Below are 12260 nucleotides of genomic sequence, written 5' to 3' on the forward strand. Positions count from 1 at the left end.
GTCCTATTTTAGGGAGTGTCAATAATTTTTAAACACGATGCTATTTTAAAAATGCTAAGATTTTGTATTTAATTATTTAACTCTTTCAGATACAATAATTTATATACAGGTATTTTAGCATAGAAAAGAGCGAAAATTTAATGGATAAAACAAAAATAATTGATGGGAAAATGGTTAGTGAATTAATCAAAGTAAAAATAACTAAACAAATTTTAAAAATTAAGGCAAAAAAGCAACGTGTACCTGCCTTAACAATTATTCAAATTGGTAATAATAAAGCCAGTACTACTTATATTAAAAATAAAAAAATTGCTTGTGAAAAAGTTGGTGTTACTTGTAATGTATTAAATTATCCAGATAGTATTGCCGAATCAGTTTTAATAAAAATTATTAATGACTTAAATAATAATTTTAACATTGATGCAATTCTTGTTCAACTTCCATTACCAAGGCATCTCAATAGTGAAAAAATTATTAACACAATAACAACTATAAAAGATGTTGATGGGTTTACTCCAGAAATATTAGGCAATTTAATGCTTGGACATTATAGCTTACTGCCAGGGACGCCCAAAGGAATTATTGCCCTTTTAAAACACTATCAAATTCAATTAGCAGGACAACATGTTGTAATTATTGGCCGTAGTAACATTGTTGGTAAACCCCTTGCTAATCTTTTAATAAATGCCTCAGCAACTGTAACAGTTTGCCATTCACAAACAAAAAATTTATCTGTTTTTACAAAACAAGCTGATATTTTAATTTCTGCCGTGGGGAAATCTAAATTTGTTACAGCAGAGATGATTAAAGAAAATGCTATTGTGGTTGATGTTGGAATTAATCGTGATGAAAATAATAACTTATGTGGTGATGTTGACTTTAATAATGTTTTATCAAAAGTAAAAATGATTACCCCTGTTCCTGGCGGAGTTGGGCCAATGACAATTGCCGCATTATTAGAAAACATCTTATACCTTTATCAATTAAATCAAGAAATATAAAAATGTTTCTTTTAACTTTTATATCACCAATATTTTAGTTAAAAGAAACATACTTTGTACTTTGATAAGGTTTCTTATTTTAAATTTTGCAAGATTGCTTCAATATTATTCGCATTATCTAATGAATGATCAAAAACAAATTCTAAATCCGGACAACGATAAATTTCTAATTTATGTGCTAATTTACTTCGAATTTCATTTTTATAATTCTGAACAATATTGTGAAGTTCTGCCTCTGATTTATTTAATAATGATGAATAATAAACCTTTGCATGACTCAAATCATTTGATAATTTGACAGCATGAATTGATATAGTATTTAAAATTTCATCACGAATTTCTCGTTGCATAATAATTGTTAAATCACGGGTAATCAAAGATTGCATTCTTTCAACTTTAATTTTATTTGCCATTATTTCACCTTTTTTCTAACTTACTAGCATTATAACAAAGCATTTTATAAAAAGGAATAATTTTATTAATAAACAAAATTATTTTTAAAAAGAACTAAAAAAGGATTAGATGTCATTAAAAAAAAACAATTTTTATGTGATAGTATGTAAAATATACCAAGGAGGGACTATGAAACGTTGAAATTATCAGATTTGATACAAAGATTATCTCTGATATTATAAAGTAATAATTGCCAGTTTAGCTTTTGGATTTTTAACTTATGGATTTTACATGGATATTTTTAAAGAATTTTGATATGTAAAAGGAACAAAACTTACTAGTTTGCAAAATTATGACATCTTATTAAGTTTTTATTCTGTTCAAGTTAATATCATAACTATTACTTGGTTAATATTAGCAATTTTAAATCATCATCGTGAACAAAAAAGTTGATTTTTTTCAACTAATGCTAAATTAAGTATTTTAAACTGAAATTTATTAATGTTTTTTATTTTTTGAATTGGAATTATTATTGGTTATAAAAACGGAGAAGTAACAATTTCTGAATATAGTAAAGCACAAATTAGTTGTACTGTTGTTACTCATTTTATTATGCCAATTCTCTTTTTTGGTTATACCTTCTTGTCATTTGGTGATCATCGTCTTAGTTGAAAAAAAGACTTTTTACAAAAAGATTGATGAATTAGTTTAAGTTATCCATTTTTTTATTTAATGTATGTTATTGTGCGGGCAGCAGCTTGAAAACGAGATGGCAATATTACTTGAGAATATCCTTATTCATTTTTAGACATTGATAATCCAATTATTTCAGGATTATCAAGAGTACAAGCAGCATGTTTTATTGCTTTTATTTTTATTATTGTTTTTACTATTTTTCACATTAGTTTGCATAGTCTTAACAATGGTATGTACCGTGTTTTTAATAAAAATCAAACTAAAAATAAAAAAAGAAAATAGTGATAAATAAAGTTATTTATCACTATTTTCTTTTTGCAGTTGTAATAAAATTTATTATTGCTATTAAATATTCCGTTGAATTATGATATATTCCGCGAACATGATCACAATCAAAAACAATTCGACGACTAATTTTTTGTTTTTCATACTTACGCTTATTCTGGTAAGCCACCCGCCCCATTATATATGGTGTTGCATGATCTTTCTTATTCAAGATATATAACACTGGTAATTTTGCTAATGCTTCCAAATTCTCACCAGGATTAATTTGTTCTGGATCATACCCGCGTGTTTCAATCGCATAACGACGAATTGCATAATAATGTTCATAATAATTAACTTTTGTCTTTAACATATAATAACGATATAAAACATTTAAATTACTAATTGTTGAATCTAAAACAGCACTATTAATTAATTTATTTTTATCAAATGCAAATTTTAAATATTCCATAATAACAAAAGTTCCCATTGACCAACCATGAAAATTAAGTTCCTTTAATTTTGGATCAATTTTAGTTTGTAAAAAATCAACTACTGCTGCTAAATCATATTTCTCATAGTAACCCATTGTTGTCATTTTAGTAGTTGATTCGCCATGATTTCGTTGGTCAAAAACAAGAATATTATAACCTAACCGAAGATAAATTAAACCAAAAAAAATTGCACGGAATTTATGTGAATTTAATCCGTGAACAATAATAACTCATTTTTTATTGTTGTCATTTTTTACTCATGAACGAATTGAAACTCCTTTTAACATAACATCTTCATAACCAGGAATATCATATTCCTGAATATCTCATTTTTGTGCTAATTCATCAGAAGTTAATGCCATTGTTTCAAGATGCAAACGCTTGGTTAAATCCATAATATACTTTTTACAATATGTTTCTAAATAATTATCAGTTTTTTTTCATCAAGTATGATGAGTTAATAAAAACCGTTTGTCATGAAAAGCATAAAAGATTTTAATATAAATAGCATTATTATGCATATATTCTTGTAATTGATCATCAGGAACAAGACGATAACTATAGTCAGTAACGAAATCTTGTTGAAAATCTTCCTCATCTTTATGTTTCTTGACCACCCTACTGTAAATCCTCCTTCGTGAAGCCATATGGTAGTAAATCTTTAATTGTTAAAACATATGATTCACCTTTTTGATTATAAATTTCAATTGGAATTCGATGATCAACTAATTCTCATAAAAATTGCCGGCATATTCCACAAGGAGAACCTGCTTGTTTACTGTCAGTATATAAGTAAAATTTTATAATATCTGTTTTACGATAACCTAACGCATAAACCTGAACTAAAGCTGTCCGTTCTGCGCAAATCGTAGCAGCATATGCTGCATTTTCAACATTAACACCAATAACTTCTGTACCATCTTTTAACAAACAAATTGCACTAACACGAAAATTTGAATATGGTGCATAAGCTTTTTTACTTAATAATTTTAACTTTTCAAAATAAATTGGCATTTCATTAACTCCCCTTTTTAACTAATGTGTAAATATAACTTAATAACATCCACCAACGGTGGTAACATTATTAATAATCCAATTGCAATTGCCAAAATAGAATTAATTAATGTTGCCGCGGCACAAATATCTTTTTTTTTTTTTTTTTGCTTTAATATTATATTCAAATGATAATAAATTAACAAAATTTTCAACCATTGTATTAATTAACTCAAAACCAATGACAATTCCAATGGTTAATAATAAAATTGCTCATTGAACATATCCAAACTGGTTAGGAACCATTTTTTGCAATCAAATTCCTAGACCAATAACAACCAATGACACAATAAAATGAATAATTAAACTTGATTCTTCTTTAATTGCTGTATAAATTCCACGAAAAGCATTTGAAAATTTATTCCGTAATTTAAAAAATATTTTTTTCTTGACTGGTGACTCTTTTGCCATTATGTATCCCTTTCTTCTTTCTGTTTTTATTTTATTGGAATTCGGTTAATTTGTAAATCATTTAATACTTTTCGTTGTAAATTAAACATTTTTTCTTCATCAGTCGGAGTTTGATGATCATAACCTAAAATATGTAACATACCATGAGCAAATAAAAAAGCAAATTCACGACGAAGAGAATGGTTATATTCAGCAGCTTGAGCAAGAGCTTTTTCATAGCAAATAAAAATATCCCCTAAACTGCGCAGTCCGGTTAATTGAAATAAATCAATCTTATTTTCTTCTTCTAAAGCAAAGGTAATAACATCAGCAACATAATCTTTGTTACGATATTTTCGATTAAGTTCTAATTGTTCTTGTGCATCAACAATAATTAATGATAATTCTAATGGCTCAGTTATTGCTAATAAAGTTTTAATTTTTTTGAAAATTGCATTAAAATCATCTTGATATGGTTTAATATCAAACTTTGTTTCATTGTAAATCACAAAATCATCTTTCATTACCTCACCAGACCCTTCTCTTTTTTTATTATAACAAATTAAATCATTATCTTCAATAAATAATCTAATGTTGTTTGCGAACCAATTTCCATTTTCGCTGATAAATATTAAACATTAATCATAAATTCTGCCTGATTTAAAATAAGATAATAATCATTTTCTCTTTTAACTTGCGTTATAATTATTTGTCATTGTTTCTCTACAAAATATTTTATTTTTACTTGTTGTCCTGGTTTAATAACTCAAGGTGTCTGATGGGGAACAAAAATATAGGTTAACTCAACGTCATTAGTTTTAAGAATTGTGGTAGTAAGAAAAAAGTTGAGGTTTTATAAAAATTATAAATAACATAATTATAAATAAAATTAATTAATCGCTTATTAGAGCGATTTTTTTATTTGCATTATTCATCAGATAGTATCTTTAAAATTAAAAATTAACCTATTTTTTCCCTACAAATTAGTTAATTTTTATAATTTCCTTTCTGTGATTTATTATATTTTTTCGGTTTAACAACTAATAATATCATTTTTAATAAAGGTACTATCTGATGAATAATGCAATCTAAAACTTAATATTTTTTGATGCTTAAAGATGGATAACTCATCTATGGCACGAAGCCTTAAAGAAAGTGTGAAAGCGATTGGATTTACTACTCCTATTTATTTCTTTAATTCTTGGCAAGATTAATCACTTGCGAAATGTCAGAGCATGTGTTTTTTGGCTTGTTTTCATAAAAAAAGTGCTGTTAAACCGAAAAAAACAATATCGGACACTAAAAAAACAAGAGGGTTGGAACTCCAAAAGGTTATTTTCTTTATATAAAGTTGTGTAGGGATGGATGAAGCGTAATTAATAACTGGGTAAACTGTTTTTTGTTTATTTCCGTATGGGGGATAAACTCTATCAAAATATCCTATCCGCCCCCGCTCACTTCCCAAAGTGAAGCGGGCGGCGAAGTAATTAAATACTAAAATAAATTATTTACTAAATATCAAAATATTAACCAATAAAGGAATATTATGTTTTTTTACAGAAGGAAAAATATTTGATGAAAAAATGAAATAAAAAAATTAAAAATAAATTACAAGAATTAATGATACGAGCTTATCCAGTAACGGTAAATGATATTAATAATGAAATTTGAGCAACAAATAAAAAGAATTAAGGAGTATAAATAAAATGACAGAATATAAAAGCAAATATATTAATAAAACTTGAAATGAAATAACAGCATCATTTGATTGAGTTAATTGTCAACCTATTAATTGTCGTATTTCACATCATAAAAAGCATTATGATTTGCAATGTTTAGAATGAGCCAAAATGTACTTAAATTTATTTAAAAACAAGTGAGATGTTATTGTTTCATATATGCAATATTATAAAATTAACGATATTTTAGATTTAGCATCCGATGGATGAAAAATATTACAAATTGACAAAAAAATAAAACAAATAAATTAAAATATATTATTGCAATTGACCCTGCTGGAGTTGGTCAAACTGGTATTATTATTTATAATGTTTTGCAAAAGAAAATAATTAATAATATTACTTTTAATTCCAAAAATGAAGAAGAAGCAATAAATAATATATATTTAATATTAAATCAATTTAAAAATAAAATTTGTTCTTATTTAAATAAAGTTGTTGTAATAATTGAAGATTATCAACTTCATAAAGGTTTAAAAATAAAAAATCCATTATCTACTCCTAAATTCATTGGTGGTTTAAAAGTTTTATGTAAATATCTATTTAATTTAAATTATGTTTTACAATCGCCAGTTGTTAAAAAAAATTATATTTATAAAGGAAATATTAAAATGTCAGAGCACGAATTAGATGCTTGAAAACATTTACAATATTTTTTAAAAAAGGAAGTGATAAATAATGACTATAACAGAATCAATTAAATTTAACAAAATTAAAGAAGAAAATGAAACACTTAAAAAAGAACTTGCTGAAAAAGATAAAGAAATATCTAAATTAAAACAAGATGTGGCAGATTTAGAATGTAATCAATATACTTTAGAAGCAAAACAATTATATAAAGAAGATTTTTACAAAAATCCATATTCAACAGGTTCTATCGATTGAATATTAGTTGACAGTTCAAAATATGACAAATTATCTAATAAGGATGTTAAATAATGTCTCAAACAAAAAGTAATTTACCTAAAAATTCTAATAACTGTAAACCTAAAATAAAAAATAAAAAAGTTAATAAGTTAGAATTAACTGTTAGATTACATGAAAATCCTATTAAAACAAAAATTAAGGCTCTTGTTGCTGGTGGTGTTGAAGTTGATGCTTGTTCGGCTAAATGTCAGTGAGAAGGATTAAATTACTCAACATTATCAATATATAACCCATCTGTTTTAACTGAGTTTTTGAAATTAAAAAAAGATGATGAGATAAAAATTAAAGGCTCAGTATTTAATCAGTTAAATATAAAAACTAAGCGCTATTTTTTGTCTTTTAGAGTAGATAGTTTTGAAATTATACAAAAAGCAATTAGAAAAAGAATAAATACAAATATTAAAAAATAGGAGGAAAAACAATGGCATTAAAAAATGTAAAATATGTTCTTATTGATGAAAATAATGAACCTATTAAAAATGAAGATGGTAGTTTAGATATTAAAACTGCTGAAATTATTTTAGAAAATACTGCTGAAGTTGAAGAATTTAATGCAAGTAATTTAGAAAGTAATAATCAGCAAATCAACGAACTACAAACAAAAAATACTGAATTAACTTCACAAATTGAACAACAAATAATTCAATTAAAACAAATTGAAATAATTGACTTTATTAATTCTTTAACTGATAATGAAGAATTTAAAAATGTTTTATTAAAGTCTTATGATATTACTGATGATATTGAAATCATTAAAGCACAATTGCAAAGTGTTTATGATGAATTAATTAAGGTACAAATAGTTAATACTGGTGGCGTACCAAAAGCAGAAAACAAAGAAAACAATATTTTAGATACAGACAATGTATTTAATAAATAAGAAAGAAGGAGATAATTGTGGCACAAAATCCACAAAGAATTTTCGGAGATATTGCTAATCAAGCAACACAAAGAGACCGAGAAACATTTGAACAATGATATTTACAAACTTATCAACAAAAATTTAGTTGAGAAGCACTATTTGCGTGAAAAGAAGCCAATAAGTTTGGTTTAACATATAAAAGAAAGAAAAATATTAAATACAATGAAGGTCTAGGAAACGAAGGACAAGTATTTAATACTGATGATAACCTACTAAAATATTCAACAGTGGAATTTGAAGATGGAATTGTTGAATTAGATACAATTTTAACTTTTGCTCGTAAATTAGATCCCATAGAAAGTGATTTTAATCCTAATCTTTGAGCAGCTGATATTGAACAAGCAATGGATACTGAAGTTGCTTATAAACGTAATAAAATTTTAGAAATTATTAATAAAGGAACAGTTACAACTATTCAAGGCAAAAAAGCAGATGATACAAATGCTTTACAAATTCATGATGAAATTATGGATAAAATATATGAAAACGGCTTTACTCCATCAGAAACAATTGTTTTAGGTTCGGCTGATTTTATTCGTGGAATTCGTAATAAATTACAGTTACAACTTGGAGCAAACGACCAAATAAATAGTGTAATCACAACAAGTGGAGCAATGAAAACTGTTGAAGGAACAACATACTATATGGTTCCTAAAAAATTACCAATTATTAATAAAGATGGTTCAGAAGGAACAATTGAATTATTACCAAATGGAGTTAATGCAATTGCCTTTAAGTTTAGCAAAAAATATGACCCTCTTATTTTACGCAAAAAAGACCATACTCCGTTAAGAGTTGGTGCTGCTGCGTTAGGTACTGGTATGGGTAATACTTTGATTATGGAAAGAGTTTTATATTTAGGTGGAGCAGTAGTTGAACCTAAGGGAATTATTAAACATATTGTTGCAAAAATTGATATTAGTAAAATTAATAAAATAGATAAACCAACTATACATGTTACAGACCCAACAAAAGCAACAGCCGAACAGTTAAAACCACAATTTAAAGATGTTGTTTTAAAAGCAGTAAAAGCAGTAAATAGTTCTTTAACTGAAAGTGATTTTGATTACTTTATTGAAAGTAAAGGTGAAGACTGACCAATTAATATTACAAATGATAAAACAGTTGCAGTTCAAATTGAAGGTAAAAACAACGCTACTGGTCAAACAAATCCGATTGATGTTAAAATTAAAAATTCTTAATAGTACTAAAAAATAGTACTTTTTCGTTTGATAAATGATATGCCAATTGGAACATCTAAAACAGCCCTTATTTATGCTGTTAAAAAAAATCCAACTAGATTGTCAATCCAACAACAAGAAAAAAGTTTTGGTTTACAGTTATTAGAATTTTTAGGAATTCAAGTTTTAGCTCTTGGTTTATCAGTTTTAACTGGTGGTATTGCTTCGGCTGTTGGTCTTGGTGCGGGATTATCTAATTTTGCCGCAGCATTTATCTCATTTGGAGTAGAAACAGCAACCGATTTTGCCGTAAATCAAATATATGATAAATTAACATCAGAAGTAACAGCAAAAAGTACCGCCTTAAATTTGTTACCAGCAATTGGTGGAATTGGTAAATTAACGCGTGCTGTTCGAACAACTAGAATTTTAAAATTAGCAAAAGAAACTAAACTACTTGAAAAATTAGGTGTAATAACTGCTAATAATTTAGAAGATGTTGTAAGGCAAGTTACAGATAAAAAGATTTTATCTTCTAAATTAATATTTGATTTTACAAAGCATGCTAATAATGAAACTTTATTATATACAATTGGAAAATTAGCCCGAAATGATTTTTATAAAGGTTTTAAAGTTTCTAATTTAGAAACAATTAATAATTTATTAAAAATTGAGAAAAATATTCAAAAAATAAGTCCTAAATTAGTTCAAAAAATACCACGCGTGAATGAAAAAAATGCTAATAAATGATTGTCTGAATATGGATTAAATATTGATAAAATAAGTAAAATTAATACTAATGAGTGATATAACATTATGACTAATCTTCATAAAAAAGGTGTTGGTAAAAATCTACTATTAAATGCTAATTTAATGAGGGGCAGTAAAATATATAATAATAAATTATTAAATATTTTTCATCAAACACCAATTAAATTAAATAAAATTTTAAATCATTTAAACCCAAATTTTTATATTCAAAAAGTAACTAAAAAATTATTAGCCCCTATTGAAAAACAAATAATTACTATTAAACAAAAAGTAATTAGTAAAATTACTGATAAAACTAAAAAAATATTATCTAAATTTGAAACTAAGGCTATTAAAAAAGGTCAATTATTACCTTTTGCTTATGGTTCTGATGTTTTTTTAGCAGTTAAAATTGTTCCTTTATCAGTTGCGGGTGAAGTTGCTTTAACAATATATTACAAAAATCCTAAATATGTCCCTATTGTCGTTATGACAACTTTAATCAAAGCAGAACAGTTTGTTTTGGCTCCTGAACCGTTTAAATTCTATATGAACAGTGAGTGGTTTATTGGTTGGGGATTTAAAAAAACAAGTTTGTTTAATTTAGTTTCTATTGCCCCACTTGCTTATCAGCAAGTAGTAAAAGATAGTTTTAAAATATATCGGACAATTGCTAAGATATTAAAAATGCAAGAACAATTTAAAAATAACTTTAATAAAGATAAATTGTTAAATACGCTAGAAGATAGTGCAATTACTAGTTTATTGGGTAATGGACTAGTATTTCAAGCATATAAACAACTCAGAACAAAACAAGATTTAAACAAAAAAATTAAAACAAAAACACTATCAAGTAGTAAAAAGTTTATCTTAAATAAAATCAAATCAAAAAGAAATAAATGATAAGGAGATGATTAAATGTTAAATGAATTATGACAAAATGTTACTTTGGAAAATTATAATAATTTTATTCCAATGACAGGTAAAATTACACAAGTTCCAGTTCGTTATAATAAGTTCTTTAAAGGTGATGTAGAATTATGATTTAAAACATTTGCTTTAAGAGCCCAAAATATGATTAATTCTTACTTAAACTATCCATTTTCAAAGCTAAAATTTGAAACATTTAAAGACCCATTATTAAAGAAAATTTGTATTAATATGGTGTTTATTACGATTGAACATTGAACATTTAATCGCATTCCAATTGAATTTTTTACTTCGGCAAATATGAGTGTTGGTGATATTAATTATTCTTCACAAAATGACCCTATGGCAACATGACAAGGTCTATTGCCTAGCTATGCAAAATCATTGGCTAATCTAACAACTTTAAAAAAATGTTTCGTACTTTTCAAAAAGAAGGTATTGATTTAACAATGATAGATTTAGAAGCATATTATACCCAATTTGAAGTTGATGTTTTAATAGAAAAAGAAAAAACTAAGATTGATAATAAAAGTATTATTAAAAATAATAATGGAGAAATTGCGGTTTCAGATTTAAAACAAAATAAAATTACTTTAATGCCAAATGTTAGTAAGCGTAATAATGCTGATTTTAGTGCTGAAACTGGTGAATTAAGAATATGAGACCCAAGCTTCCAAAATAATGACCAAGTTGCAGATTTTAGTGTTGTTAAAACAAACAAAACGCCCGGACTAGAAGCAACAGATGACACATTACCAACCACTAAATACATTAATGAACATTATGCTTTAAAAAAAGTATTGGGCAGTGAAAAGAAGTTGGAGAAAGAGCAAACGAAAAAGTAATTAAATATAAATTTATTTTAGGGAAAAAATATAAAGTTCATTTTATTTGAGAACGACCAACCGCAGATTTTGTTATAACAACTTGTTTTGAATGTAAAAATAATGGTGGTGGTTTGCAAACTATTTCAACTAGTTTGGCCTTGGGAAAAGGCGGGGCAACAAGAATTGGTTTTTTAAATGTAGATAATTCTTCTAATAATCATAAAGTAGTAATTTCAATGACGGGTGATGAATATTCGCCAACAATTCTAAAATTAGAAGAGTTACAATAAATTAACGAAGATAATTATGTTTAATAAAAATATTACAATTAAAAATAATAATGAATTAATTACAAATTAATGCTAATTTATTAAAATAAAAAAATAATTTAGAAAGAAAGTAGAGTGTTATAAATGAATTTAAAAGATTATAAATCAGAAATTTTATTATTAATTCGTAAAATATTTATTTGGGGATTAGGGGCAATTTTAATAATAAGTGCAATTGTGTTATTTTTTTGCAAAGCATTTAAAGTAATTGAAATTTCATGACCAGAATATTTTTATATTGGTTTATCATTACTTATTAGTGGTGTTTTAGTCTATTTAATTGATAAAATTTTTGAATTTTTTAAGAAAGATAAAAAACAAGATAGTATTGAAGATGTTATTAAAAAAGAAGAAACAAAATAAA

The 12260-nt window shown here is 25.8% G+C and carries 18 protein-coding genes; 13 read left to right on the forward strand and 5 right to left on the reverse strand.

What is annotated here, in order from left to right; all coding sequences use genetic code 4:
- Positions 1–140 precede the first annotated feature (140 nt).
- Positions 141–1001 (forward strand): bifunctional 5,10-methylenetetrahydrofolate dehydrogenase/5,10-methenyltetrahydrofolate cyclohydrolase, encoded by an 861-nt coding sequence (locus AACL22_RS02705; protein ID WP_338989465.1) that lies wholly within the window; start codon positions 141–143, stop codon positions 999–1001.
- A 74-nt stretch (positions 1002–1075) separates the two neighbouring features.
- Here the strand turns inward: AACL22_RS02705 and rbfA are convergent, their stop codons facing one another.
- Positions 1076–1414: a 30S ribosome-binding factor RbfA gene (gene rbfA, locus AACL22_RS02710; protein WP_338989467.1), complete on the reverse strand. Its 339-nt coding sequence runs from the start codon at positions 1412–1414 to the stop codon at positions 1076–1078.
- Positions 1415–1583: 169 nt separating this feature from the next.
- Between rbfA and AACL22_RS02715 the strand changes: the two genes are divergently transcribed.
- A complete protein-coding gene (locus tag AACL22_RS02715; RefSeq protein ID WP_338989469.1) occupies positions 1584–2372 on the forward strand; it encodes a hypothetical protein in 789 nt (262 codons plus the stop codon).
- Between the two features lie 22 nt (positions 2373–2394).
- On the opposite strand, the gene AACL22_RS02720 is transcribed toward AACL22_RS02715, so the two are convergent.
- The 4 genes from AACL22_RS02720 to ybeY all read right to left on the reverse strand — a co-directional run bounded on the left by AACL22_RS02720 (position 2395) and on the right by ybeY (position 4815).
- On the reverse strand, positions 2395–3465 hold the full coding sequence (locus AACL22_RS02720) for an alpha/beta hydrolase (RefSeq protein WP_338989470.1): 1071 nt from the start codon (positions 3463–3465) through the stop codon (positions 2395–2397).
- A gap of 1 nt (position 3466) precedes the next feature.
- The gene (gene cdd / locus AACL22_RS02725; protein WP_338989472.1) at positions 3467–3862 is read right to left on the reverse strand and encodes a cytidine deaminase; all 396 of its coding nucleotides are present in this window, start codon (positions 3860–3862) and stop codon (positions 3467–3469) included.
- A gap of 102 nt (positions 3863–3964) precedes the next feature.
- Complete coding sequence (locus AACL22_RS02730; RefSeq protein ID WP_338989473.1) at positions 3965–4312, reverse strand: diacylglycerol kinase family protein; 348 nt, start codon at positions 4310–4312, stop codon at positions 3965–3967.
- Positions 4313–4338: 26 nt separating this feature from the next.
- Positions 4339–4815 carry an rRNA maturation RNase YbeY gene (ybeY, locus tag AACL22_RS02735; RefSeq protein WP_338989474.1) on the reverse strand — a complete coding sequence of 159 codons (477 nt, stop codon included), beginning with the start codon at positions 4813–4815 and terminating at the stop codon, positions 4339–4341.
- A gap of 1182 nt (positions 4816–5997) precedes the next feature.
- Between ybeY and AACL22_RS02740 the strand changes: the two genes are divergently transcribed.
- The 11 genes from AACL22_RS02740 to AACL22_RS02790 all read left to right on the forward strand — a co-directional run bounded on the left by AACL22_RS02740 (position 5998) and on the right by AACL22_RS02790 (position 12259).
- Positions 5998–6282, forward strand: a complete 285-nt coding sequence (locus AACL22_RS02740) for a hypothetical protein (RefSeq protein WP_338989305.1) — start codon at positions 5998–6000, stop codon at positions 6280–6282.
- Positions 6237–6731 carry a hypothetical protein gene (locus AACL22_RS02745; protein ID WP_338989476.1) on the forward strand — a complete coding sequence of 165 codons (495 nt, stop codon included), beginning with the start codon at positions 6237–6239 and terminating at the stop codon, positions 6729–6731. Before AACL22_RS02740 ends, AACL22_RS02745 begins: the two co-directional genes overlap by 46 nt.
- Positions 6709–6969 (forward strand): hypothetical protein, encoded by a 261-nt coding sequence (locus AACL22_RS02750; RefSeq protein WP_338989308.1) that lies wholly within the window; start codon positions 6709–6711, stop codon positions 6967–6969. The genes AACL22_RS02745 and AACL22_RS02750 overlap by 23 nt, the downstream gene beginning before the upstream one ends.
- Entirely contained in the window at positions 6969–7367 is a 399-nt protein-coding gene (locus AACL22_RS02755; RefSeq protein ID WP_338989310.1) for a hypothetical protein, read from the forward strand. Before AACL22_RS02750 ends, AACL22_RS02755 begins: the two co-directional genes overlap by 1 nt.
- 11 nt (positions 7368–7378) lie before the next feature.
- Positions 7379–7837, forward strand: coding sequence for a hypothetical protein (locus AACL22_RS02760; protein WP_338989477.1), 459 nt, complete (start codon positions 7379–7381; stop codon positions 7835–7837).
- A gap of 17 nt (positions 7838–7854) precedes the next feature.
- On the forward strand, positions 7855–9081 hold the full coding sequence (locus tag AACL22_RS02765; protein WP_338989314.1) for a hypothetical protein: 1227 nt from the start codon (positions 7855–7857) through the stop codon (positions 9079–9081).
- Between the two features lie 39 nt (positions 9082–9120).
- Complete coding sequence (locus tag AACL22_RS02770) at positions 9121–10716, forward strand: hypothetical protein (RefSeq protein ID WP_338989316.1); 1596 nt, start codon at positions 9121–9123, stop codon at positions 10714–10716.
- 12 nt (positions 10717–10728) lie between these two features.
- Positions 10729–11187, forward strand: coding sequence for a hypothetical protein (locus AACL22_RS02775; protein ID WP_338989084.1), 459 nt, complete (start codon positions 10729–10731; stop codon positions 11185–11187).
- Positions 11151–11585: a hypothetical protein gene (locus tag AACL22_RS02780; RefSeq protein WP_338989478.1), complete on the forward strand. Its 435-nt coding sequence runs from the start codon at positions 11151–11153 to the stop codon at positions 11583–11585. Before AACL22_RS02775 ends, AACL22_RS02780 begins: the two co-directional genes overlap by 37 nt.
- A 134-nt stretch (positions 11586–11719) precedes the next feature.
- Positions 11720–11857 carry a hypothetical protein gene (locus AACL22_RS02785; protein ID WP_338989081.1) on the forward strand — a complete coding sequence of 46 codons (138 nt, stop codon included), beginning with the start codon at positions 11720–11722 and terminating at the stop codon, positions 11855–11857.
- Between the two features lie 123 nt (positions 11858–11980).
- Positions 11981–12259 (forward strand): hypothetical protein, encoded by a 279-nt coding sequence (locus AACL22_RS02790; protein WP_338989080.1) that lies wholly within the window; start codon positions 11981–11983, stop codon positions 12257–12259.
- Position 12260: the final 1 nt, after the last annotated feature.

Source organism: Spiroplasma endosymbiont of Seladonia tumulorum, from assembly GCF_964020235.1.
Classification (GTDB): domain Bacteria; phylum Bacillota_I; class Bacilli_A; order Mycoplasmatales; family Mycoplasmataceae; genus Spiroplasma.